Source organism: Janthinobacterium sp. RA13 (assembly GCF_000745325.1).
Classification (GTDB): Bacteria; Pseudomonadota; Gammaproteobacteria; order Burkholderiales; family Burkholderiaceae_D; genus Janthinobacterium; species Janthinobacterium rivuli.
Window position 1 is genome coordinate 3,347,702 of the sequence record NZ_JQNP01000001.1, and the last position, 24,625, is coordinate 3,372,326.

Below are 24,625 nucleotides of genomic sequence, written 5' to 3' on the forward strand. Positions count from 1 at the left end.
TATACCGAATTATACGCGCAGCAGATCGATCGACTTGCCCGATTCCACCCACTGCCTGACCCACAGCGGCTGGCGGCCACGGCCAGTCCATTGCTCGGCCGCATTGTCAGGATGGCGGTAACGCACGGCGACTTTGCCCGTGCGCGGGTGCAAACCGTCGAGTATCAGCTGTTTCAACGGAATGCCCGCCTGCTGCGCGATGGCCATGATCTGTTCGCGCGCCTTGTTCAAGTCTTCGCGCTCGCGGCCATTCAATTCCTGCTTCACATTATCTTCCAGTTTGCGCAATTCCAGCATCGTCAGCGTCGACAGATCCATTGGTACATCCTTTATATTAATTTAAATAATAAAATCACGTGGAATATACTACATTGCATAAATACCTGCGCACCATTGCATAATCCATCGCCAATTGAATCACGACTCCCGATTTATTTGGCGGCCCAACATTAAGATTAAATGAAGAATATGCAGGAAGCGTGCGTGGAGGTAAATAAACATGGATGAAATGGCATTCCGGCATGCCTGAGCGGCGTGCCGCAAGATAATGACCGATATATGACAGCGGAAAGTTCCGCCCAATTAAATCCCCCTGCGGCCATAATCGGCGCCCGTATTTTCTTCCGCCGGCCAGACTCGCAATCGGGAAACCGCCGGCAATACAGCCGACGCCAATGGGCCGGCATGCTTATAATGCAGGCGCGTAGTTCACTTCACCCGGCACATATGAAAACTTACTTTATCGGCGATCTGCAAGGCTGCCATGCACAAACCGTCGAACTGATCGAACGGATCCAGGCGGCAGCCGATGGCCCCTACCGCCTGCTGTTCGCGGGCGACTTGATCAATCGCGGCCCAGCCTCGCTGGCCACCCTGCGCCACGTTTACGCGCTGGCGCGGCAGGGCCTGGCCGACAGCGTCCTGGGCAACCATGACTTGCACCTGCTGGCCGTGGCCAACGGCATCCGCCCCGAGCATGCGTCCGATACGCTGACCGAGATCCTCGACGCGCCCGACCGCGAGGAGTTGCTCGCCTGGCTGCGCCAGCGGCCATTGGCGCTGGAACACGATGGCCACGTGCTCGTGCATGCGGGCTTGCTGCCGCAATGGAGCGCGGCCCAGGCCCTGTCCCTGAGCGGGGAAGTGTCCGCCATGCTGCGCAGCGACGGCTGGGTGGCCTTCCTGCGCACCATGTACGGCAACGAGCCGGCCGCCTGGCGCGACGACCTGCAGGGCGCCGACCGGCTGCGCTGCATCGTCAACGCCATGACGCGGCTGCGTTTTTGCACGCCGGACGGCGTGATGGACTTCAAGATGAAGGAGAGCGGCAGCCCGCCACCGGGCTCCGGCCTGCTGCCGTGGTTCGACGTGCCGGGACGGCGCAGCGCCGGCGACACCATCGTCTTCGGCCACTGGTCGGCGCTGGGACTGCAGTTGCGGGAGCACCTGATCGGCCTTGACAGCGGCTGCGTGTGGGGTGGAAAACTGTCAGCCGTGTGCCTGGAAGACCGCTCCTTGCTGCAAGTCGATTGCCCCGCCTTCCAGCAGCACAGCGGCAAGCGCTAAATGGCAAGCATGGCGCGCATATGCTTAGTCGAAATCGGTCGTTGGCCTTGCCGCGTGCAGCCCGTATGATGGCGCTTTTGCCTGTGCGATCCCATGCATCCTGATACCGACAGACTGGCGCGCTGGCTGCTCGGCAGCCTGGAACTCGACACCGCCGTCCTGCATGTGGGCCAGTACTGCGGCCGCTGGCGCGCTTCCACGGCGGGCCGGGAACTGGGCAGCTTTCACCTGGTGCTCGATGGCCACTGCTATCTGCACCTCGATGGCGCGGCGCCGATTGCGCTCGGCCCGCGCGACGGCGTCTTCCTGATGCGCGACTTGCCGCACTTCCTCAGCCCCCACAGCGACCCGCTGCAGGCGGTGAGCGCGCAAGCGATGCTGCCGCTGCAAGCGTCCACGGAGCAGCCGGCGACGGCGCTGGCCTGCGGCTTCTTTCAATTTCGCGGCGCCCTCTCCGCGCTGATCGTCGACTCGTTTCCGCCGTATCTGCTGATACGCGGCGATGCGCCCGCCTTCAGCGCCGCCGCCGCGCTGTTCGACCTGATCCTGGCGGAAGCGGGCGGCGATCCGGAACAGCCGTCGCCTTTGACCTCGCGCCTGGTCGAACTGCTGTTCTTTTACCTGATCCGCCATGTGGCGCAGGGCGAGCAGGTGGCGGCCGGCTTGCTGTCGCTGCTGCACCAGCCCGCATTCTCACCGCTGCTCGAACGCATGCTCGATGCACCCGCCGACGACTGGTCGATCGAGAACATGGCCAAGGCGGCCTGCATGTCGCGCGCCAGCTTCTGCAAGCATTTCGCCAGCGCCAGCGGCCATTCGCCAGCCCAGTTCCTGCTCCTGCTGCGCATGAAGATCGCCGCGCGGCGCCTGCACGACGGCGTTTCCGTCGAACGCGCGGCCGAACTGGTGGGCTACCGCTCGCACGCCGCCTTTACGCGCGCCTTCAAGCGGGTCACGGGCGAGCAGCCGGGCGCCTACCGGCGCGACCAGCGATTGCGCCAGCTGGCAAACTGAGATCAAGGTTTGCGAAATCAAAGACGAACGAGCACAAAAGGACGACGCTGACGCCTGTTGCGTGCACGGCATGGCCGATATAATGGCCGGGTGACTTACCAACTTAGCAAGGTACCCCATGTCCCGTCTGACGCTGCACACTCTCGATACCGCCCCGGCCGATAGCCGCCCCTTCGTGGAAAAAGCCATCGCCAACAATGGCTTCCTGCCCAACCTGATCGGCGTGCTGGCCAATGCCCCGCTGGCCCTGGAAACCTATCTGACCGTCTCCGGCATCAACGGGCGCGCCAGCTTGAGCCTGATGGAACGCGAAGTGGTGCAGATCACGGCCGCGCGCATCCACGGCTGCGATTTCTGCATCGCCGGCCATAGCGCCATCTCGCTGAAAAAAGCGGGCCAGACGCCGGACACGGTGCGCGCCCTGCAGCACGGCCAGCCGACGAACGACGCCAAACTCGACGCCGTCGCCGCCTTCGCCACGGCCATCATCGCCACGCGCGGCGCCGTCAGCGATGCCGAATATCAAGCCTTCCTGGCCGCCGGCTACAACGAACAGCAGGCACTGGAAGTGGTGCTGGGCATCAGCCTGGCCACCCTGTGCAATTTCTCCAACAGCCTGGCCGGCACGCCCGTCAATCCGCAATTGACGCCCTACCTGCCTGGCGCCGTCTGACATGGGCCAGCTCAATCACTGGCTGCACACGCATGCCGACCAGCTCGACCAATCGTCGGAACTGGCTGAAGCCGTTTTGCCGGCACTCGCTGGCGACCAGTTGCTGGCCATCGGCGTGCCGCGGGAACACGGCGGCGCGGGCGGCGACGTGCGCGACGCCATCGACGCCATCGCCAAAGTAGCCGAGCAATCGGTGACTGCGGCCTTTGTTTTCTGGGGCCAGCGCTGCTTCATCGAATTCCTGCTGCAAAGCGAGAACCGCGCGCTGGCCGAGCGCCGCTTGCCCGGCCTGCTGGCAGGCACGCAGGCAGGCGCCAGCGGTTTGTCGAACGCCATGAAATTCTTGTCCGGCATCGAGCAGCTGCAAATCACGGGCGCGCGCCACGATGACGGCCTGCTCGTCGACGGCGGCCTGGCCTGGGTGACGAACTTGCGCAAGGCGGGCTTCGTCGCGGCGGCCGCCGTGGCGCCGGACGACGGCGCGCCACCCGTCATCGTCGCCTTCGACAGCGGCACGGCAGGCGTCAAACGCAGCGACGACCTGGACCTGATCGCCCTGCGCGGCAGCAATACGGCTTCCGTCAAGCTGGCGCAGGTGCACATCCCCGCCGCGGACATCATCAGCGACAATGCGCCGGCCTGGCTGCCGCAAGTGCGCCCGTCGTTCCTCGGCATGCAGTGCGGCCTGTCGATCGGCCTGGCGCGCGCCAGCCTGGCCAAAGCGGCGCAGATTTCCGCCGGTTCGCGCAACCAGCTCACGCCCCGCATCGAAGCGCTGCAAGCGCCCCTGGAAGGCGCCGTCGCGACCCTGCTGGCCGGCGTGCACGATGGCCGCTTCAGGACGCAGGCACCGGCCATGTTCCGCCTGCGCATACAGCTGGCCGACGTGCTGCAGCAGGCGCTGATGCTGGAACTGCAAGCCATGGGTGGCCGCGCCTATTTGAACGCCGAGCAGCAGGGCTTTGCCCGCCGCTGGCGCGAATCGTCATTCATCCCCATCGTCACTCCCAGCCTGACGCAATTGCAGGCGGCCTTGCAGCTGTTCGACAGCCAGCAGGCGGCCAAGGCGGGAGCGTCGGCATGAGCGCGACTGATTGGGCGCTGCAGGCACAGGACCTGAGCTACGCCTATCCGGGCACGGCGCCCGTGTTCCAGCACGTCTCGCTGGGCGTGCGCAAGCGCGAAATCGTCTGTCTGCTGGGCGGCAGCGGTTGCGGCAAATCGAGCCTGCTGCGCGTGCTGGCCGGCTTGCAGCCGCCGTCCACGGGCGAGATCCAGTTCCTCGACGCGCCCATGCGCGAACCGGATCCGCGCAGCGCCCTCGTCTTCCAGCAAGCCAGTTTGCTCCCCTGGCTGAACGTCACGGGCAACGCAGGCTTCGGCCTGGACTTCAAGCACCAGCCGCAGCTGACGCGCGCAGCGCACGAGGCACGCGTGGCGCAAGCCATCGAAGCGGTGGGCTTGAAGGGCCGCGAAAAGCTGTATCCGTCCGCGCTGTCGGGCGGCATGGCGCAGCGCGTGGCCCTGGCCCGCGCGCTGGCGCGCGAACCGGAACTGCTGTTCGCCGACGAACCGTTTTCCGCCCTCGACGCCATCACGCGCGCCGAGATGCAATCCTTGCTGGTCGACGTGGTGCACCGCTGGCATACGGCCGTGCTGCTGGTCACGCACGACATCGATGAAGCGATTCTCGTGGCCGACCGCATCTTGCTGATGGGCGGCAAGCCGGGCAACATCGTGCGCGAATGGCCCGTCGCCATCGACCAGCCACGCATTGGCCACAGTGCCGACGTCATCGCCCTCAAGATGGACATCCTCGACGCCCTGCAGGCGCTGCAAAAGCAGGATCAAGCACCTGCCTTCGCTCCCCATTAATCGACCGGAACTTTCCCATGACATTCGAAGACCACAACAAACCCCTGCATATCTGCGCCTCGTCCGATTGCGACTGCGGCCTGACGCGGCGCGACTTCCTGCGCATGTCGGCCCTGGCCACGGCCAGCGTCGCCTCGCCCCTGCTGTTCGCCGGCGACGCCATGGCCCAGCAAGGCCCGAAAGGCGACGACCAGCCCGTCAAGATCGGCTACCTGCCGATCACCGACGCCACCCCGCTGCTCGTCGCCCACGCCCGCAAACTGTTCGAAGCGGAAGGCTTGCAGGCGGAAACGCCGCGCCTGTTCCGCAGCTGGGCGCAGATCATCGAAGCGTTCGTCGCCGGCCAGGTCAACGTCATCCATTTGCTGTCGCCGGCCACCTTGTGGGTGCGCTACGGCGCCAAGTTCCCCGCGAAAGTCGTCGCCTGGAACCACGTCAACGGCTCCGCGCTGACGGTGGCCAACGAGATCAACAAGGTTTCCGACCTGGGCGGACGCACGGTGGCGATTCCCTTCTGGTACTCGATCCACAACATCCTGCTGCAGCAAATCCTGTCCTCGAACGGCTTGACCCCGGTCACGCGCGCGCGCAACGCGGCCATCAAACCGAATGAAGTCAACCTGATCGTGCTGGCGCCGGCCGAAATGGTCTCGGCCCTGGCCAGCAAATCGATTGCCGGCTACATCGTGGCCGAACCCTTCAATGCGGCGGCGGAAAACGCCGGCATCGGCAAGATCCTGCGCTTCTCGGGCGACGTGTGGAAAAACCATGCGTGCTGCGTCACCTTCCTGTCAGAGCGCGACATCAACACGCGTCCAGAATGGGCGCAAAAGGTCACCAACGCCATCGTCAAGGCGCAGCTGTGGACGCGCTCGAACCAGGTCGACACGGCCAAGCTGCTGTCGAACGTGGGCGAGCACCGCTACACGCCGCATCCGCTGCAAGTGCTGACCAAGGTGCTGGCCACCACCGATTACGCCGGCTACGAAAAGCAGGGCCTGATCGTGCACAAGAACTGGCAGCAGCGCCGCATCGACTTCCAGCCGTATCCATTTGCTTCGTACACGGAAGAACTGGTGCGCGCCATCGGCCGCACCAAGGTCGAGGGCGACACGCGCTTCCTGGCCAACCTCGATCCGAAGTTCGCCGCGCGCGACCTGGTCGATGACCGCTTCGTGCGCAAGGCCATCACGGCAGTCGGCGGCCCGGCTGCCTTCGGCTTGCCGGCCAACCTGCTGCGCAGCGAAACCGTGGCGGTCTGACGATGGCGAGCAAGTTGTTCACGAAGTTCGGCCTGCCCCTGGTGGGGCTGGCCTGTGCCTTGCTGCTGTGGTCCATGGGCGTGACGGCGCTGGAGAAATCCACGCCGATTGCCACCGCCTTTGCGCCGCTGCCAACGGCGCTGGCGTTCCAGGAGATGGTGGGCGGTGCGGATATCTGGCTGCACGTGGTATTGAGCCTGCAAAGGGTGGCCGTGGGCTTGGGACTGGCCATCGTCATCGGCGTGCCGCTCGGTGTGCTGGTGGCCATGTCGAAAAGCTTTTCCGGCGCCGCCATGCCGCTGTTCCAGCTGCTGCGCATGATTTCGCCGCTGTCGTGGATGCCGATCGCCGTGATGGTGCTCGGTGTCGGTGACGCGCCCGTGTACTTCCTGCTGGCGTTTGCGGCCGTCTGGCCGATTTTGCTCAATACGGCGGCCGGCGTGGCGCGGCTCGATCCGAACTGGCTGCTGCTGGCCCGCAGCCTGTCGGCCACGCGCAGCGAGATCGTCTTCAAGGTGATTTTGCCAGGCATTACGGCCGACATTCTGACGGGCGTGCGCCTGGCCATCGGCATCATCTGGATCGTGCTGGTGCCGGCGGAAATGCTGGGCGTGTCGGCGGGTCTCGGCTACTTCATCCTGGACACGCGCGACCGCCTCGCGTATTCGGAGCTGATGGCCGCCATCGTGCTGATCGGAATTTTAGGCTTTATCCTCGACTACCTGGCCCGCGCCGCGCATGCGCGCTGGCTGCACGTGAAGAATTAAGCTGCCTTCTCCAGCGGCAGCGTAGCGGCGATAGTCGCCTGCGTTGCCGCTGCCAGCTCGCGCCGGTGCGCGTCCAGCGTCGCCACCGGCTCTAAACAGGTCAGCCGCGCCGTAATCGGCGGACCGCTCAGAATCGCCACCATGCTTTGCGCAAAACTCATGTCGCCGATGAAGTCGACGGCGTGGTGCAAGGCCCCCTTGTCATCCACATACACGAGCGCGAACGGCTGCACCGGCACTTGCGCGTCGATGGCCGCCTCGAACAGATTGGCGTGAAACGGCAGGATTTGCCCCTGCGCGGCGGTCGTGCCTTCGGGGAAAAACGCGATGCGCTCGCCCGCCGTCAATTTATCCACCAGCCCCTGGAAAATCAGGCGCAGATCGCGCTTGCTGCCGCGTGAGATGAAGATGGTGCCGGCGCGCCCCGCCAGCCAGCCCAGGATGGGCCAGGTGCGGATTTCCGCCTTGGCGACGAAACGGCAGGGGTGGACGGCATTGATGACGAAGATGTCGAGCCACGAAACGTGGTTCGCCACCACCATCGCATGCTCGAGCGCCGGCACGCTGTCTGCCGGCTGCGCCACGTGCACGCCGCAGATGTCGAGCAGCTGCGTCGACCAGCGGCGGATGCGCCGGTTGCGCCCCTCCAGGTCCAGCCAGGGAAAGAGCACGGCGCTCTTGGCCATGCCGCAGCCCAGGTGAATGGCGATGCGCGCGAGGCGGTAGGTAAGCAGAAGTTTCAAATCACACCAACAAATAAACCAGAACCGAAATCCGGGAGCAGACAAGGGGTGCCGGGGCAGCATGCCCCCGGTCCATGGATCTGATTTTTAACGCTGAAACGCCACCCGTCCGGCAACGATGGTCGCCTTGACGATGCCGCTCAGCTCATAGCCGAGGAAAGGCGTGTGCTTGCCCTGGCTGGCCAGCGAGGCCGACGACACGGTCCAGCGCGCGGCCGGATCGAAGACGCAAATGTCGGCCGCTTCGCCCACGGCCAGGCTGCCGGCCGGGATACCGGCGACACGGGCCGCGTCGGACGTGACCTTGGCCACGGCGCGCGCCAGCGGACGTGCGCCCGCCTGCGGCTGGCCCAGCGCGTAGTCGTCGGCCCATTTCAGGGCCAAGGACAGCAGCAGTTCCAGGCCAGTGGCGCCGGGCGACGCTTCGCCGAACGGCAGCAGTTTTTCATCATCGTCGACCGGCGTATGGTCCGAGCACATGGCGTCGACCGTGCCGTCCAACAGGCCGGCTCGGATCGCATCGCGGTCACGCTGGCTGCGGAACGGCGGCGTCACGCGTGCGTTCGGGTCGAAAAAGCCGATGTCGGCATCCGTCAGGTGCACATGGTGCACGCCCACGTCGCAGGTGACGGGCAAGCCTTCGGCCTTGGCCGCGCGGATCAGTTCCAGGCCGGCCGCCGACGAAATGCGGCACAGGTGCACGCGCGCGCGGCTGGCGCGCATCAATTCGAAAATCGTGTGCAGGGCGATGGTTTCGGACATCACGGGCACGCCGGACAAGCCCAGGCGCGAGGCCAGCGGGCCGCTGTGGGCGATGCCGCCACGGCCGATGTGCGGGTCTTGCGGGCGCAGCCAGACGGTGTAGCCGAAGGTGTTCGCGTACTGCATGGCGCGCAGCAGCACGGTGGTGTCTTCAATCGGCTCTTCCGCCTGCGCGAAGCCGATGCAGCCCGCTTCCGTCAGTTCCGCCATTTCCGTCAGCGACTTGCCTTTCAAACCCATGGTCAGTGCGCCCAGCGGATGCACGTGGGCCTTGTTCTGCGTCTTGGCGCGGTATTTCAGCATTTCCACCAGGCCCGGCTCGTCCAGCACGGGGGCGGTGTCGGGCGGGCACACCAGGCTTGTCACGCCGCCTTGCAGTGCCGCCTGCAATTCCGATTCCAGGGTCGCCTTGTATTCGTAACCCGGCTCGCGCAGGCGCGCGGACAGGTCGACCAGGCCGGGGGAAACCACCAGGCCGGCTGCGTCAAACGTGGTGTCGGCGGTGAAGCCGGCCGGGGCGCTGCCCACGGCCAGCACCTTGCCGTCGGCGATAAACAGGTCTTGCAAGCCATCGATGCCGTTGGCAGGGTCGATCAGGTGGCCGTTCTTGATATGTAGTGTCGTCATGCTCGCTTACTCGTCCTTGGGCTATCAGCCCTGATTACCAGCCAAAATACTCATCACCGCCATGCGCACGGCGATACCGAAGGTCACCTGCGGCAGGATCACCGCCTGCGGACCGTCGGCCACGGCCGAATCGATTTCCACGCCGCGGTTCATCGGGCCCGGATGCATGACGATGGCGTCCGGTTTCGCCAGCGCCAGGCGCTCGGGCGTCAAGCCGTAGCTCTTGAAATATTCCTGCGCCGACGGCAGCAGCGCGCCGCTCATGCGTTCATTTTGCAGGCGCAGCATGATGATCACGTCCACGCCTTTCAAGCCTTCATCCATGTTGGTGAAGGTGCGCACGCCCATCTGCTCCAGGCCGCCCGGCAACAGGGTGTGCGGGCCGATGGCGCGCACTTCCGGCACGCCCAGGGTGGTCAGCGCGTGGATGTCGGAACGGGCCACGCGGCTGTGCAGAATGTCGCCCACGATGGCCACCGTCAGATTGGTGAAATCCTTCTTGTAGTGACGGATCGTGTACATGTCGAGCAAGCCCTGGGTCGGGTGCGCGTGGCGTCCATCGCCCGCGTTGACGACGTGGACGTGCGGCTGCTTGGTATCGATCAGGTGCTTGGCGATCAGGTAGGGCGCGCCCGACTGCGCGTGGCGCACGACGAACATGTCGGCATGCATGGCCGACAGGTTATCGATGGTGTCGAGCAGAGACTCGCCCTTGCTGGCCGACGAGGCCTGGATGTTCAGGTTGATGACGTCGGCCGACAGCCTTTTTGACGCGATCTCGAAGGTGGTGCGGGTGCGCGTGGAGTTTTCAAAGAACAGGTTGAAAACGCTTTTGCCGCGCATCAGCGGGACCTTTTTCACATCGCGGTCGGAGATGCCGACGAACGAGGAAGCCGTATCGAGAATGTGGTTGACGATAGACTTCGGCAAGCCTTCAATCGTCAGCAGATGTTGCAGTTCGCCGTGTTTATTCAGTTGCGGATTAAGCATGGTGGGTATCTATGGTGAGCGTGAATTTTCCATCGTCGGCTTGCTTCAGGACCAGGGCCTGGCCCGGCGGCACGGCTGTGAAGGCGGCCACGAAATCGGCGGCCACCGGCAGTTGGCGTTCGCCGCGGTCGACCAGGGCGGCCAGCATGATCTTGGCCGGACGGCCATAGTCGAACAATTCGTTGATGGCCGCGCGCGTGGTGCGGCCCGTGTACAGCACGTCGTCGACCAGCAGGATGGTGGCGCCGGCCACGTCAAAGCTGATTTGCGTCGGCTTGACGTCCGCATGCAGGCCCTTCTGGGCGAAGTCGTCGCGGTAGAACGAGACGTCGAGCACGCCCAGGCGGCCAGGCAGGTTCAGGTCGCGCGCCAGGCGTTCGGCCAGCCAGGCGCCGCCCGAATGGATGCCGACGATGGCCACGTTGGGGATGCCCGCCAGGCCGCTCTGCACTTGCTGCAGCAAGACCGCGTACAGGGCCTCGGCGTCGAGTTGGGATGGATTCGTAGGATGCGGCATGGAGTTCTTGATCATTCAGGAATGGGCCAAAAGGTCAGATTAATAATTCGCGTCAAAATACTGTTGCAGGATGATGGCGGCGGCGCGGTCGTCGATGACTTCACCGCGCCTGGCGGCGATGACGGCCGAGGAATAGCGCTCGTCGACCAGTTCCACGGGCAGGTTGAAGCGGCCATGCACCTGGTTGGCGAAACGGCGGCAGCGCGCGCTCATCTCGTGTTCCGTGCCATCGGGATGGCTGGGCAAGCCTACCACGATGCGGCTCGCGCCCCACTCCTTGATCAGGCTATCGATGGCGGCAAACTTCGGCTCGTTCGCCGTGGCCGTGATCACGCTGAGCGGCTTGGCCTGGCAAATCATGGTATTGCCGATGGCCACGCCAATGCGTTTCAAGCCGAAATCGAAGGCGAGGATGGTGTCGATGGCGTCACCGCTCATGCGTGGCCAGCCTCGCTGGCGAGCATGAGAGGGTCGATACCGAGCAGCTTGATGGCCGCCACGTAGCGCTGCTCGATGGGGAAATCGAACAGGATGTCGGCCGAGGCGCCCACCGTCAGCCAGCCGTTGCGGCCGATCTCGTCTTCCAGCTGGCCTGGGCTCCAGCCCGAATAGCCGATCGAAACCAGCATGCGCTCGGGGCCATCGCCCTTGGCGACGGCTTCGAGCACGTCGATCGACGTGGTAAACGCGATTTCATCGGTCACGGTCAGCGACGAGGAATAGCGGGCGCCCGGCGTATGCAGCACGAAGCCGCGGTCGTCCTGCACGGGGCCGCCGAACATGATCGGTTCATTGATGATGGGCGTGTCGCTGCCGGCCGCCAGTTTCAGGTCGATGCGGTCGAACAGCACTTCCATGGTCATGTCGGTGGGCTTGTTGATGACGACGCCGAGCACGCCGTTTTCATTGTGTTCGCACACGTAGACGACCGTGCCGCCGAAGATCGGGTCTTGCATGGCCGGCATCGCAATGAGGAAATGGTTGGCCAGATTCAGGGTGGAGGAACCGGTCGCGGCCGGTTCTCCCACACCCTGCATCAAACGATGTCCTGGTAGAGTCTGGTCAATTTTACTCTTTTTCATACGCGATGCTCTCTCTGTGGGCTTGCTGGCAAGTCTCGCTTACCCCGCTATCGTACGCCTGGCACAAGCTGCCGCAAATCTTGGGCGGCGCGCACCGTGGTGCCAGGCGTTATTCTTGTTATGTTATAAATTAGTGATCAATTTGTCATTCTTGCAGACGGATTTCAATGCCAATTGTAAAATTGATTGCAAAATCGCTGTCGCACATAAAGCACCATGAACATACCCGGTAGTTTACACTGAATTGCCGCCGCAGCGACGCCAAAGGCGCGACGCGAGCGGCCATAAATCCCTGTTGGCGGCAAAAAATCGCCTATCTTTGACCCTGAACACGCGAAATAATGACAATCAAGACTTCCCTGGTGTGGTTCCGGCGCGATCTGCGCGCGTTTGATCATGCTGCACTGCATCACGCCCTGCGCCAGAGCCAGGCCGTGCATTGCGTCTTCGTCTACGACACGGCCATCCTGGCAACCCTGCCGCGCCGCGACCGGCGCGTCGACTTCATCCATGCCAGCGTGGCCGAGCTCGCCAGTGAGCTGCGCCAGCTGGGCGGCGACCTGATCGTGCTGCACGCGGACGCGGCCGAGGCCATCCCGCGCCTGGCCACCGAATTGAATGCCGACGCCGTCTTTGCCAACCACGACTACGAGCCGCAAGCGATCACGCGCGACGCCACGGTGGCCGCCGCGCTCACGCGCGACGCGCGCCTGTGGTTCAGCTTCAAGGACCAGGTGATCTTTGAAAAGGATGAGGTGCTGACGCTGTCGGCCAAGCCGTATACCGTCTACACGCCGTATAAAAATGCCTGGCTGAAGAAAATGCGCGCCGAACCCGGCTGCCTGGCGCCGTTCGACATCGAACCGCATGCGGCCAGCCTGGCGCCGCCGCGCACTGGCACGCCGGCGCCCCTGCCCACTTTGGGCGAGCTGGGTTTCGAGGCCAGCAACCTGGCCGAACTGGCCATCCCCACCGGCATGTCGGGCGCCAGCAAGCTGTTCGAGGATTTTTTGCCGCGCGTGGCCCGCTATGACGTGGCGCGCGATTTCCCCGCCCTGAAGGGACCATCGTACCTGTCCATGCATCTGCGCTTCGGCACCGTCTCGCTGCGCTACCTGGTGCGCACCATCGTCGACCTGATGGACCGGGGCGGTGGCGGCGATGGCGCGCCCGTGTGGCTGGCGGAACTGATCTGGCGCGATTTCTACGCCATGATTTTGTACCAGAACCCGCACGTGGAAGGCGGCGCCTTCAAACCGGCCTACGACGCCATCGCCTGGGAAACGGGGCCTGACGCCGATGCCGCCTTTGCCGCCTGGTGCGAGGGGCGCACCGGCTATCCGCTGGTGGACGCGGCCATGGCGCAGCTGAACCAGACGGGCTATATGCACAACCGCCTGCGCATGGTCACGGCCTGCTTTCTGATCAAGGACCTGGGTATCGACTGGCGCCGCGGCGAAGCGTATTTCGCGCTGCACCTCAATGACTTCGACCTGGCGTCGAACAACGGCGGCTGGCAATGGGCATCGTCCTCCGGCTGCGACGCGCAGCCCTACTTCCGCATCTTCAATCCCATCACGCAGTCGGAAAAATTCGATGCCAGCGGGCGCTTCATCCGCCGCTATCTGCCGCAGCTGAAGGCGCTGGGCGACAAGGAAATCCACGCGCCCTGGCTGGTGCCACGCATGCTGCTCGAACAAAAAAACATCGTGCTGGGACGCGATTATCCGGAACCGCTGGTGCAGCACGACGAGGCGCGCAAGGAGACCCTGGAACGTTATGCAGTGGTCAAAGTGCTCAAGTAGGGCCGCCGGCTTCCGGTGTGGTGAACAGCGTCCAGACCGACCGCCAGGCGCCGTGCGGCAGTTTCGCCTGCATGGAAAGGGATAGTGCACCCGTCCCCAGCGGCTCACCGGGCTGCCATTGCTGGTTTTCCAAACTCAGTGCCCGCGCCCTTCCCACGTCGACATTGATCATGTCCTTGGTGTCATAGCCGATTTCCAATATCGGGTGCAGCACCTTGCCCATACCGGTCAGATACAAGGTATCGACATGGACATCGGGCTTGTCGAATCGTTCGTACTGCCTTGTCGCGGCGGATTTGAAACCCTTGCCCGTGGCGATGGCAATGGTGGCCGGGCCATCGCATCCCAGCAGCGCGGCGAGTGCCCAATAGTCATGGTCGGCAATGAGCAGCCTGGCCAGGCAGCGTTCTATCCATGCCGGCTCATCGGCCCTGAACGCATTCCAGTAGGGCTTCAGCGAGTTCTGGAGATAGCCCACCTCGTGCAGCGCCCCGACAAGGTTGATTTGCCTGTCGATGGCGTCGACATCCTGCAACAGATGGGCTGCGGCCGCGGCGACCGCATGCTCACCATTGACGATGGCTTTGTCTTCGAGTTTTTTCAGTTTGACGTGAAGGCTCATTATTTTCCTGGTTTGGCGATGTCGGCCTGTTATGGTAGCCGAGATGTTTCGGAACCGTCACGCGTTTGCAAGCGCCGCACCTCCGCCAGCAATTCGTCCTCCTGGAACGGCTTGCCGAAATACGCATTCACGCCCAGCTCGAAGGCATGCGCGCGGTGTTTGTCGGCGCTGCGCGAGGTGATCATGATGACGGGGATGGCGCGCGTCTTGTCATCGCTGCGCACATTGCGCGTCAAATCAAAGCCATCCATGCGCGGCATTTCCACGTCGACCAGCAGCAGGGCCGGCATGGCGGCCGGCTCCAGCGCATGCAACTGCTCCAGCGCATCGACGCCATCCTTGGCCAGCAGCACCTGGTAGCCTTCGCGCTCGAACAGGCGCTGCATCACGCGGCGCACCGTCAGCGAATCGTCGACCACCATCACGCGCACGGCAGGCGCTTCCAGCGCGCTGGAAGCGGCATGCTGCGCGCTGCTGGCCAGCGCATACTGCGACAGCAGTTCCGGATGATGCTCCAGGTGCTGCGCCAGCGCCACCGGATTCAGAATCAGCACGATGTCGCCCGTGCCCAGCACCGTGGCGCCGGCGATGCCCGGCATGCGCGCCAGTTGCGGGCCCACGTGCTTGACCACGACTTCGCGGTTGCCCACCACGTCATCGACCTGCAAGGCCAGCCTGTCATTGCCATTGCGTAGCAGGAGCACGGGCGCATAGCGCTGCGTGGCCTGCGCCGCCGGTGTCTCGCCCAGCATGGCCGACAGGTGGTGCAGCGCCAGCGACTGTCCGTGCGACTCGATGCGCCCGGCCGCCCGCACCTGCTCCAGCTGCTCGCCTTTCAGGTGCAGCACCTGCTCCACCAGCACCGAGGGCAAGGCATACGTCTTGCCGCTGGCCGCCAGCAGCACCACCTGCGTGACGGCCAGGGTCAGCGGCAAGTGGATGGTGAAGCGCATGCCCAGGCCTGCCTGCGTCTGCGTTTCCACTCTTCCGCCCAGGGCCAGCGCTTCGGAGCGCACGATGTCCATGCCGAAACCGCGCCCGGCCAGTTCCGTCAGGCTGTCGGCGGTGGAAAAGCCCGGCGTGAAAATCAGCTCGGCCGCCTGCGCGTCCGTCAATGGCGCATCCGTCGCCACCAGGCCGGCGCCGTGCGCCTTGGCGCGGATGCGTTCCAGGTCCAGCCCTGCGCCATCGTCGGAAAAGGCGATCGCCACTTCATTGCCCTGCTGGCTGACCTGCACCAGCAGCTCGCCCGTCTCGCTCTTGCCCGCGGACAGGCGCGCGTCGCGCGGCTCCACGCCGTGCACGATGGCGTTGCGCAGCAGGTGCTCGAACGGCGCGGCCATGCGTTCGAGCACGCTGCGGTCGATTTCCACGCCGCCGCCGCGGATGTCGAGGTTGACGCGCTTGTCGACTTCCTTGGCGCTTTGCCGCGCCACGCGGAACAGGCGTTCGGCGATGCTGGCAAACGGCACCATGCGGATCTGCATCAGGTCGCGCTGCAGCTCGCGCGTCAGCCGCGCCTGCAGCACCAGGTCGTCCGTTACCGCATCAACGCTGTGACTGAGGTTTTCATGGAACGAGGCCACGTCGTTGACGCTTTCGGCCATCATGCGCGTGAGTTCCTGCAGGCGCGTAAAACGGTCGAATTCGAGCGGATCGAAATCGCGCTCGCTGCCGACGGCCATACGCGAGGCGATCTGCGATTCGGCCTGCATTTCCACTTCGCGCAGCTGGCGCCGCAAGCGGGCCAGGTTGTCGGAAAATTCGGATAGCGAAGCACCGAGCACGCCGACTTCATTTTCCATTTTGGAGCGCGTGATCGACACTTCGCCGGCCTGGTTCACCAGGCGGTCGAGGATATCGGCGCGCACGCGCACCAGGGCCGCCTTCGGTTCGGCGGCCGGCGTGTCTTCCATGCCCGGCAAGGGCAGCAACGGTTGCTGCAGCTGCTCGAACAGGTGCAGCGCATGATCGTAATGGGCCAGCAATTCCTCGAAGGCCTGCGGCGTGGCGGTGCCCGCGTGCAGCATGTTTTCGATATGCGTCTCGATTTCATGCGCATGCTGGCCCAGGCGCATGGCGCCGGCCATGCGCGCGCTGCCCTTGACCGTATGCAGGGTGCGCAACAGCATCTGCGCCTGGCCGCTGTCGTGCGGCTGCTGCTGCCAGCTGCGCAGCGCCTCGCCGATCCGCGGCAGCAGGTCGGCACCCTCTTCCAGAAAGACGGACAATAAATCGAGATCGAGTTCATCGCTGATGCCGGCACTCGCCGCCAGCAGCGCGGCCGCATCGGCCGGCATGATGGCGGGCGCCGGCGCTTCCGGCGCCGCATGCTCCAACGGCGGCGCGTGTTCAAAACCGGCGTCGAACAGATCGTCGCCAATGCCGGTGTCCGGTGCCGGCGCCGCGGCGGCCTCCGGCTGCAGCGCGTCGGCGACGATGCTCGCGTACGTCGCTTCGAACAGGGTCTCGAGCTGCGGCAGCGGGACTTCGGCGACTGGCTCGGCCGGCTGCGCCGGCGCGCCGACGATGCTGGCGTAAGCTTCCGCAAACAGGGCGTCGAGCCGCTCTTCCTGGCTCTCGCCGGGCGGCGCCGTCAAGGCGCGCCACAGAGTATTGAGCGCTTCGATCATGTCCGGCTGCGTGGGCGCCAGGTCGCCCAGCGCGAACGCCTGCAGCATTTGCCCGATGCGCTGCGTGGCTTGCTCCAGCACGTCGTGCTGCTCGGCGCGCAGGCCGGCCAGCGGCGGCACCACCGTTTCAATCACCGTTTCGAGCGCATGCGCCAGGTCGCGCAGCGACTGAAAACCGACCGTGCCCGACGTCCCCGCCAGGGTATGCACGGCTTGCAGCGCCTCCGCGCTGACGGCGCGCTCCTCATGGCGCCATTCGCCGAAGTCGCGCGTGAGCACGCGCAGCAATTCATCCGTCTCGGCCAGGTAGATGTTGTACAAGGGAAGGCTGATGCGCAGTTCGCCCACGTGCTTGAGGTGATCGTCCGGCGCTTCGTGCAGCGTGGGCGCCGTGGCCAGGGGCAGTCCGATCACATTGCCATTGCTGGCCACGGGCGTGGCCGATGCCGATGCCGATGCCGAGCGAGGCTTGCGCAGTTCGAACGGCCCGCCTTCGCGCACGCGCTCGGCCGCCATCAGCAGCATGCCGGCCTCGCGCTGGCGCCCCGCGCCGCCTTCCAGTTCGGCCACCCATTCGCTGAGCTGGTACCAGCCGTAATTGAGCAAGGTAAACAAGTCGTCGCTGACGGGGCGCGATTCGGCCAGCCAGGTATTCATGACGCGTTCGATGGCGCCGGCCGCTTCGGCAAACTGCGCCAGGCCGATCATGCGGCTGCTGCCTTTCAGGGTGTGGAACGAGCGGCGCAGCATGGCCAGGTGGTCGCCGCTGGCGGCCTGCTCGCGCGGCAGGGCCAGGGTGGTGTCGATAAAGGCCAGCACTTCGCGCGCTTCGGCAATGAAAATGTCGAGCATCTCCGCATCAACATCGATCACGGCCGGCGCGGCATCCATGCCGGCTGGCGCGGCGGGCGCCAGGGCCTGGTCGAGCAAGGGCACGGGCACGGCGCCGGCGGCGGCGACTTTTTCAAATGGCAGGGCGCGGAAAGTGCCGGCGGCCGCGTCGAAATGGAAACGCCCGCTGGCCGCCTGCGCGTTGCGGCCCAGCATATCGACAAAAAAGCCCAGCGCGCTGACATTTTGCGCGATCTCGTCGAGCGCCTCGGCACGGGCTTCCGCCTTGGCGTCGCCGCCGGCCAGTTGCCGCACGGCCGCATCGACGTGCAGCACGGCGGCGCGCGCGTCTTCCTGTCCCAGCCCGGCCAGCTGCTGCTGCAACTGCTCCAGCACGGGCGCGACGCCGTCGAGGGTTGCCGCCCCCGCCCCCGCCCCCGCCGCATCCGCATCCGCATCCGCGTAATACGCATTGAGCACCTTTTCCACCTGGCGCAAGCCCGTCTTCATGTCCTCGGCCAGCGCGGCCACCGTCTGACCCTGTTCAATCTGGCGCGACAGCTCGCCCGCCGTGACGGGCGGCGGCGCTTCGCCAGCCAGCAGCGCCTGCAGGCGCGCGGCGATGGTTTCCGCATTGCCGGCGAAATCGTCGGGCAGACGGCGCAGCTGCTCCAGTCCCGTGTCGGCAAACAGCAGCGCCATGCCGATTTCATTTTCCAGGGCCGCGCTGCGTCCGCTGGCCACGGCTTGCCGCGCCACGGCCGCGCATTCGCGCAGCAGGCTGGCCAGGGCCGGCTGCTTCAGGGACTCCGCATGTGCCGCCACTTCTTGCAGCGACGCTTCAAACTCCGTGCCCAGTGCGGGATCAAGGTCGGCTTGCGCCAGGCGGCTCCAGCTGGCGCGCGCCTGCGCCAGGGCCGTGCGGGCGCCTTGCAAGGCTGCCTGGTCGACCTGGCCGTAGCGCCGCGTTTCCACGTCGGCGGGCAGCATGCCTTCCAGCGCGAAAGCGGCGCGCAGCTGGCGTGCCTCCGGCGTCGGCTCGACGGCGGCAGCAATGAAGAACAGGGCGTCGCGCAGCATGGCCTCGGGCAGGCTGGCCGTGCCTTGGGCCAGGCGGCGCAACTGCAGATTGATCAGCCCAAACAGCTGCTTGACGTTGCGCGTGCCCATGCCCTCGCCGCTGGCCGCCAGCCCGGCAAACGCCTGCATGGCGAACCAGAAGGTGCGCGCAGGCGCTTCCTGCTGCGCATCGGCCACCAGGGTCAAGGTGGCGTGCAAATCGCCCGCATGCTGGCGCCGCGTTGCGTCATCCTGTGCCTTCAGGAAGGGCAGCAAAGACTTTTCAAAGCGTCCGCGCCAGGCCGGATAATCGGCCGCAGGGGGTGCCTCCGCCAGCGCGATGGCATGCCCTTCCAGCGTCGACGCTGGCGGGAAAAACAGGTCGGCCGGGTGGATGCGCTCGGCGCCCAGCATGCTTTGCAGGTCGCGGTAATAGGGGAACAAACGCGCCGGCTGCGGCGGCGTGCCGGCCACCAGGTCTTCCAGGTATTCGCTCAAGGCCTGATACAGTTCGGCGACGACTTGCGCATGGTCCAGCGTGTATTCGAGGCTGCCGTCGCGAAAACGCGCCAGCGCCTGTTCCGCGCCATCCGTCAGCAGGCTGGCGCCGGCCACGTCCACCATCACCAGCGCGCCATGCGCCTGGTGCAGATGCGAGCGCGCATGCTGCAGGGCCGTGGCGCGTTCCTCGCGCTCGCGGCCACCCGCCTCGAACAGGGCCGTTTTCGAGCGGCCCAGCGCTTCGCGGATTTCCACCATCACCCACGACAAAGGCTCGCTGTCGAACGGCTTGGACTGCTGTGGACTATCTGGTGTGCTCATGCATGCCTCGGTAAGGAAATCGCCTGGACTGGCGCGGCGTTCAGGCGGCGACGCGGAAGCGCGACACCGAATTTTTCAGTTCCTGCGCCAGCATCGACAGTTTATGGATCGATTGCGCCGTTTGCTGCGTGCCATCCTGGGTCTGCTCCGTCACGCTCAGGATATGCTGGATATTCAAGGCCACGCCGCTGGCCGAACCGGCCTGCGTGCCGGTGGCGAACGAGATGCCCTGGATCAGTTCGGCCAGGTGTTTCGATACTTGGCTGATGTCGTTCAAGGCCGCGCCGGCCGCATCGGACAAACGCGCGCCCTCGACCACGCCCTGCGTGGACGTTTCCATCGCCCGTGTCGCGTCCTGGGTATCGGCCTGGATGGTGCGTACCAGCGCGCCGATCTGCTTGGCGGCGGCGGCCGAGCGTTCGGCCAGGCGCTGCACTTCCTCGGCCACGACGGAAAAGCCGCGTCCCGCCTCGCCGGCCGATGCGGCCTGGATGGCGGCGTTCAGCGCCAGCACATTCGTCTGCTCGGTGATGTCGGAAATGAGCTCGGTGATCTCGCCGATTTCCTGCGACGATTCACCCAGGCGCTTGATGCGCTTGGAGGTATCCTGGATCTGTTCGCGGATTTCATGCATGCCCTTGATGGCGTTTTCCACCGCCGTCGAACCCTGCTGCGCCGCTGCCACCGACTGGCGCGCCACGTCGGCAGAAACGCTGGCCGACTTCGACACATCGGTAATCGCATTGGCCATCTTGACCACGGTGGCGCTGACGCCCTGGATTTCGCGCGACTGCTGCTGCGATGCGATCAACAGCTTGCTGGAAATGCTTTGCGCCTGCGTCGAGGCGCGGTTCACCTGTTCCGCCGTCGCCGTCACCCTGCCCACCAGGCCGCGCAATTCCTCGACCGTGTAGTTGACGGAATCGGCGATGGCGCCCGTGATGTCTTCCGATACGGTGGCCTGCACCGTCAGGTCGCCGTCGGCCACCTTCTGCAATTCGTTCATCAGGCGCAGGATGGCCGCCTGGTTCTGCTCATTCCTGGCCTTCGCCTCTTCCTCTTTTTCCTGCGACTGCAGGCGCCGGATTTCCGCTTCCTGGCGCCGCCGCTCGGCGTCGCGCGTGCGGTTGATGGAGTCCTGCAGCAGCACCCTGCCGATGCCGGCCGCCGCGATCAGGGTCAGCAACACGCCGCCGACCATCATCCAGAAGGCGATGCCCAGGGTTTCCTGGTTCACGTGGTACATCTGCTGCAGCAGGGTCAAGCGCTGGCGCAGGTCTTCGTTCTCGTTGAAGATCAGCTGCTCTGCGCTTTTCGCCGCACTGAATTTATCGAGCCGGTCGAGTATCGACGACACCAGCTTCTGGTAATTGTCAAAACTGGCTTTCAGCGCCACCAGCCGGTCGCGCAATTCGGCGTCGCGCGTGGGCGCCAGTTGCAGCGTCACGCTGCCATTGAGCAGGCCTTCGACGGCGGCGCGGAAATACGTCGTGTCGCGCCCCAGCGAAAACGCCGTTTCCGAACTGATGCTGCCCGACGACAGGAATTCGCTGGCGCTGCGGCTCATGCGCTGGCTCAGCATCATCAGCCGGCCGATGACGGCCAGGTCGCGCGCATTGCCGCCGCGCTGCACCTTCAAGGCCGCAATTTCCTCGGTCTGCGCCAGCAGCGCCGGCGACAGCGCGTTCAATTGCTGCAAGGTCTTGTCGAATTCGCCCAGCTCCGGCTTCAGGCGCAGGATGGTGCTGGCCGCGCGGTCGCTGCTGGCCCACTTCTTGCGCGCGTCGGCCACCGCCGCCAGCAGGGCGGAACGCGACTCGCCGATATCGCGGCCGTGATACGTCCCGCCGCGCAGCATCAGGCGGAAATCCTGGCTCAGTTCATTGCGGCTTTCCTCGAGCTGGCGGAAGGCTTCCGGATTGCCTTGCACGGCGTTCGGCGCGGCCTTGCCGATGCGCTGCGAATGCATCAGCGCATCGCTGGCCAGTTGCGTCTGCGCCGAGGCGATATTGCTGCTGCGCGTGTTCAGTCCGACGAACAGCAGGCTGGCGGCCAGGCTCAGGGCCATCAGCGTCGACAGGATGCTCAGCTGCTTTTGCAGCGGAAAATGGCCGATCAGCGGCAGCTTCCAGTCCCCGGCCGGCGCGCTGGCCAGCGACTTGCGCCGTCCCAGCGCGTCGCGCAGGCGCAGCGGCAAGTCGGCCGCCGATGCCGGCGCGTCCGGCGCATGCTGCGCTTCGGGCATGCCGGCCGCCAGAATGGGAGAATGGGCGCCCATCAGCAAAGATCCTTGTGTTCGGGGAAGCCGCCAAAGCCGGCATCGAGGAAGCGTGCCGATTGCGCCAGCTGCGCCAGGTCCAGGCGCAGCCACTCTTGCCCTTCGCTGTCGCGCAGCGCCTGCGCCGCCCACGATGGCAGCACACCGTGCGCCGCATCGTGAACGGGCACCGATCGCATGGCGCGCAACTGGCGCAAACCCAGCACGCGTTCGACCAGCAATGCGCAATTGAGGCCCAGGCGGGGAGAAAAGGTGATGATGCGGCAGTGATTGCCCGGCGCGCAAGCCGGTTCGCCCATGTAGCGGGCCAGGTCGACGACACCCGTCAGGCGACCGCGCATGGCCGCCAGGCCCAGGTACCAGTCCTGCGCCAGCGGCACGCCCTGGATCTGCACACCGGTGGCGATGACGATTTCACCGAGCTGCGTCAGGTCGAGCAGGCAAGGCCGGCCACCGAGCATCACGCCCAGTTCCTTGCGCGCCGCCAGCGCGCCGCTGCGCGCAGCCTGTATCCGCTCGATCAATTGCAGCTGATACTGGCGCAAGCGCCCCTGCCGCGCACCCGCCTCGAAGACGGGCATGGCGGCAGCGGCATGCGGAAAAGCCGCGGTGGACACGCCGTGACCTGGCATCGTGTGCATGCTCAGGAAATCGCGGCGATCTTGGCCAGCAGATCGGCTTCGACCACCGGCTTGACCAGGTAATCGCGCGCGCCCTGGCGCAAGCCCCAGATGCGGTCCGTTTCCTGGCTCTTGCTGGAGCAGATAATCACCGGCACGTCCTGCAGTTCAGGATCACGGGCGATGGCGCGCGTGATCTGGAAGCCATTCGCACCGGGCATCACCACGTCCATCAGGATCAGGTCGGGCCTGGCCTGCTTCAGTTGCGCCAGCGCGTCGGCGCCGTCCTGCGCCGTCAACACGGCATAACCGGCACGCACCAGCATCTCGCTCAGGTAGTAGCGCTCTGTCGGCGAGTCATCGACGATCAGAATTGTGTGTATGGCCATCTGCTTCCTTGCTGCGTTGTCAATCAATAAATCACTACTCAAAATGCCCGGCCAGGTGCTGCCGCACGGCCTCCAGCAGCGCCTCGCGCGCCAGCGGCTTGGCCAGGCAGGCGCTGGCGCCCGCCATGGCGCCGCGCGCGCGGTCGAACAAGCCTTCCTTCGACGACAGCATCAGCACCGGCGTAGCGTGGAAAGCCGCACTGGCCTTGATCAGCGCACAGGTGCGGTAGCCGTCCAGGCGCGGCATCACGATGTCGCACACGATCAGGGCCGGCTGGCAGTCGGCGATCTTGGCCAGGGCCGCAAAGCCGTTTTCCGCCACCACCACGCGATAACCGGCCTCGCCGAGGATCTTCGCGGCCGCGCTGCGTATCGTCGCGCTGTCGTCGATGACGAGGATCGTGGCGCTGGCACCCACGGCATCGGACGGCGCCGCGGGCAAAAAAGGACGCGTCATGTGATTATTCGACAATCTTTCATACGATAGCACAGGCAGCCGCGATACCTGCGTGCGGCAGCGGCATCCCGTGGAACTGATTGATTACAGCGCCACCATCTCGAAATCATCCTTGCGCGCACCGCATTCAGGGCAGGTCCAGTTCATCGGAACATCGGCCCAACGCGTGCCGGGAGCGATGTCTTCGTCGGGCAGACCGGCCGCTTCATCATAAACCCAGCCGCAAATAAGACACATCCACGTTTGGAATTGCTGCGTTGTTTCGTTGCTACTCACGTTCTGCCACCCTTCAATCAAGTAAAATGCTGAATTAGGTATCTTAATCTACCCGCCGTGCAAAACCAAACTTCTCCCCTCATATTAAGCTTCGGCGTGTCCGATCCGGTCGGCGCGATCGGCATCCAGGCCGATCTGGCCACCTTTTCAGCCTTCGGCTGCCATGGCCTGTCCGTCACCACGGGCCTCTTGATCAGCGATACGGCGCGCGTGGAAGACGTGCAGGCGGTCGACCCGGACTGGGTTTCCGACCAGGCGCGCGTGCTGCTGGAAGACATGTCCGTGGCCGCCATCAAGATCGGCGCGCTGGGCAGCGTGGAAAACGTCACGGCCATCGCCGAAATCGTCTCCGACTATCCGAACGTGCCGCTGATCCTCGATCCCTTCATTTCGGCGCTGCCGGAACAGGGCATGGACGATGAAGATATTCTCACGGCCGTGCGCCAGCTGCTGATCCCGCAAACGACCCTGCTGGTGCTCTCGCCGGTGGAACTGGAGCGCCTGGCCGAGACCTGGCGCGACGCCGATCCGGACGACACCCTGCAAAACGACGTCGACTACCTGGTGGCGCTGGGCTGCGAATACGTGCTCGTCACCGGCATGCCGGCCGACGCCAGCAAGTCCGGCACGGGCGAAGGCAAGCTGCGCGCCAATACCCTGTTCGGCGAGGACGGCGTGGTGCGCCACGACGAATGGCAGCACCTGCCCGGCATCTTCAACGGCGCCGGCAGCACCCTGTCGGCGGCGGCTACCGCCCTGCTGGCCCTGGCGGAAAACGAAGACGACGTGCCGCAGGTGGTCGTGGCGGCGCAGGAATTCACGGCCGGCGCGCTGGCCCACGCGCAGCGCCACGGCATGGGCAAGCTGGTGCCGAACCGGCTGTTCCGGCAGCAGCGCCAGCGCGGCGCCCAATAATTCTGTAGCAGACCAGACAGACGACACAGACAACGATCCA

At 65.1% G+C, this 24,625-nt stretch carries 23 protein-coding genes; 9 read left to right on the forward strand and 14 right to left on the reverse strand.

The window, feature by feature from the left end; all coding sequences use genetic code 11:
- Positions 1-9: 9 nt before the first annotated feature.
- On the reverse strand, positions 10-318 hold the full coding sequence (locus tag FG13_RS14865; RefSeq protein ID WP_035822063.1) for an H-NS histone family protein: 309 nt from the start codon (positions 316-318) through the stop codon (positions 10-12).
- Between the two features lie 408 nt (positions 319-726).
- Between FG13_RS14865 and FG13_RS14870 the strand changes: the two genes are divergently transcribed.
- The 7 genes from FG13_RS14870 (at position 727) to FG13_RS14900 (ending at position 7,157) form a co-directional block, all read left to right on the forward strand.
- Entirely contained in the window at positions 727-1,566 is an 840-nt protein-coding gene (locus FG13_RS14870) for a symmetrical bis(5'-nucleosyl)-tetraphosphatase (RefSeq protein ID WP_035822065.1), read from the forward strand.
- A 93-nt stretch (positions 1,567-1,659) separates the two neighbouring features.
- The gene (locus FG13_RS14875; protein ID WP_035822067.1) at positions 1,660-2,580 is read left to right on the forward strand and encodes an AraC family transcriptional regulator; all 921 of its coding nucleotides are present in this window, start codon (positions 1,660-1,662) and stop codon (positions 2,578-2,580) included.
- Positions 2,581-2,698: 118 nt separating this feature from the next.
- A complete protein-coding gene (locus FG13_RS14880) occupies positions 2,699-3,253 on the forward strand; it encodes a carboxymuconolactone decarboxylase family protein (protein WP_035822069.1) in 555 nt (184 codons plus the stop codon).
- Position 3,254: 1 nt separating this feature from the next.
- Positions 3,255-4,337: an acyl-CoA dehydrogenase family protein gene (locus FG13_RS14885; RefSeq protein ID WP_035822071.1), complete on the forward strand. Its 1,083-nt coding sequence runs from the start codon at positions 3,255-3,257 to the stop codon at positions 4,335-4,337.
- Positions 4,334-5,128, forward strand: a complete 795-nt coding sequence (locus FG13_RS14890; RefSeq protein ID WP_035822074.1) for an ABC transporter ATP-binding protein — start codon at positions 4,334-4,336, stop codon at positions 5,126-5,128. Before FG13_RS14885 ends, FG13_RS14890 begins: the two co-directional genes overlap by 4 nt.
- Positions 5,129-5,145: 17 nt before the next feature.
- On the forward strand, positions 5,146-6,390 hold the full coding sequence (locus FG13_RS14895) for an ABC transporter substrate-binding protein (RefSeq protein WP_035822077.1): 1,245 nt from the start codon (positions 5,146-5,148) through the stop codon (positions 6,388-6,390).
- A 2-nt stretch (positions 6,391-6,392) separates the two neighbouring features.
- The gene (locus tag FG13_RS14900) at positions 6,393-7,157 is read left to right on the forward strand and encodes an ABC transporter permease (RefSeq protein WP_035822080.1); all 765 of its coding nucleotides are present in this window, start codon (positions 6,393-6,395) and stop codon (positions 7,155-7,157) included.
- On the opposite strand, the gene FG13_RS14905 is transcribed toward FG13_RS14900, so the two are convergent.
- The 6 genes from FG13_RS14905 to FG13_RS14930 form a co-directional block, all read right to left on the reverse strand.
- Positions 7,154-7,900: a lysophospholipid acyltransferase family protein gene (locus FG13_RS14905; protein ID WP_035822082.1), complete on the reverse strand. Its 747-nt coding sequence runs from the start codon at positions 7,898-7,900 to the stop codon at positions 7,154-7,156. The genes FG13_RS14900 and FG13_RS14905 overlap by 4 nt on opposite strands.
- An 87-nt stretch (positions 7,901-7,987) precedes the next feature.
- On the reverse strand, positions 7,988-9,289 hold the full coding sequence (locus tag FG13_RS14910; RefSeq protein WP_035822084.1) for a dihydroorotase: 1,302 nt from the start codon (positions 9,287-9,289) through the stop codon (positions 7,988-7,990).
- A gap of 24 nt (positions 9,290-9,313) precedes the next feature.
- Entirely contained in the window at positions 9,314-10,279 is a 966-nt protein-coding gene (locus FG13_RS14915; protein ID WP_034746695.1) for an aspartate carbamoyltransferase catalytic subunit, read from the reverse strand.
- Positions 10,272-10,796 (reverse strand): bifunctional pyr operon transcriptional regulator/uracil phosphoribosyltransferase PyrR, encoded by a 525-nt coding sequence (gene pyrR, locus FG13_RS14920; protein ID WP_035828187.1) that lies wholly within the window; start codon positions 10,794-10,796, stop codon positions 10,272-10,274. The genes FG13_RS14915 and pyrR overlap by 8 nt, the downstream gene beginning before the upstream one ends.
- A gap of 39 nt (positions 10,797-10,835) precedes the next feature.
- On the reverse strand, positions 10,836-11,234 hold the full coding sequence (gene ruvX, locus FG13_RS14925) for a Holliday junction resolvase RuvX (RefSeq protein WP_217916667.1): 399 nt from the start codon (positions 11,232-11,234) through the stop codon (positions 10,836-10,838).
- Positions 11,231-11,833, reverse strand: coding sequence for a YqgE/AlgH family protein (locus FG13_RS14930; protein ID WP_035822086.1), 603 nt, complete (start codon positions 11,831-11,833; stop codon positions 11,231-11,233). The genes ruvX and FG13_RS14930 overlap by 4 nt, the downstream gene beginning before the upstream one ends.
- Positions 11,834-12,219: 386 nt before the next feature.
- On the opposite strand from FG13_RS14930, the gene FG13_RS14935 reads away from it, so the two are divergent.
- Complete coding sequence (locus FG13_RS14935; RefSeq protein WP_035822088.1) at positions 12,220-13,683, forward strand: cryptochrome/photolyase family protein; 1,464 nt, start codon at positions 12,220-12,222, stop codon at positions 13,681-13,683.
- On the opposite strand, the gene FG13_RS14940 is transcribed toward FG13_RS14935, so the two are convergent.
- The 7 genes from FG13_RS14940 to FG13_RS14970 all read right to left on the reverse strand — a co-directional run bounded on the left by FG13_RS14940 (position 13,676) and on the right by FG13_RS14970 (position 23,631).
- Positions 13,676-14,305 carry a hypothetical protein gene (locus tag FG13_RS14940; RefSeq protein WP_035822090.1) on the reverse strand — a complete coding sequence of 210 codons (630 nt, stop codon included), beginning with the start codon at positions 14,303-14,305 and terminating at the stop codon, positions 13,676-13,678. The two genes, FG13_RS14935 and FG13_RS14940, sit on opposite strands and share 8 nt — an antisense overlap.
- 29 nt (positions 14,306-14,334) lie before the next feature.
- On the reverse strand, positions 14,335-19,650 hold the full coding sequence (locus tag FG13_RS14945; protein ID WP_035822091.1) for an Hpt domain-containing protein: 5,316 nt from the start codon (positions 19,648-19,650) through the stop codon (positions 14,335-14,337).
- A gap of 40 nt (positions 19,651-19,690) precedes the next feature.
- A complete protein-coding gene (locus FG13_RS14950; RefSeq protein ID WP_035822093.1) occupies positions 19,691-21,928 on the reverse strand; it encodes a methyl-accepting chemotaxis protein in 2,238 nt (745 codons plus the stop codon).
- On the reverse strand, positions 21,928-22,569 hold the full coding sequence (locus FG13_RS14955; protein ID WP_081922589.1) for a chemotaxis protein CheW: 642 nt from the start codon (positions 22,567-22,569) through the stop codon (positions 21,928-21,930). The genes FG13_RS14950 and FG13_RS14955 overlap by 1 nt, the downstream gene beginning before the upstream one ends.
- Positions 22,570-22,571: 2 nt before the next feature.
- Complete coding sequence (locus FG13_RS14960) at positions 22,572-22,937, reverse strand: response regulator (RefSeq protein WP_035822096.1); 366 nt, start codon at positions 22,935-22,937, stop codon at positions 22,572-22,574.
- 34 nt (positions 22,938-22,971) lie between these two features.
- Complete coding sequence (locus FG13_RS14965; protein WP_051959089.1) at positions 22,972-23,394, reverse strand: response regulator; 423 nt, start codon at positions 23,392-23,394, stop codon at positions 22,972-22,974.
- An 84-nt stretch (positions 23,395-23,478) separates the two neighbouring features.
- Positions 23,479-23,631, reverse strand: a complete 153-nt coding sequence (locus tag FG13_RS14970) for a rubredoxin (protein WP_010401308.1) — start codon at positions 23,629-23,631, stop codon at positions 23,479-23,481.
- 96 nt (positions 23,632-23,727) lie between these two features.
- Between FG13_RS14970 and thiD the strand changes: the two genes are divergently transcribed.
- A complete protein-coding gene (gene thiD, locus FG13_RS14975) occupies positions 23,728-24,585 on the forward strand; it encodes a bifunctional hydroxymethylpyrimidine kinase/phosphomethylpyrimidine kinase (RefSeq protein WP_035822099.1) in 858 nt (285 codons plus the stop codon).
- The last annotated feature ends 40 nt before the right edge of the window (positions 24,586-24,625 follow it).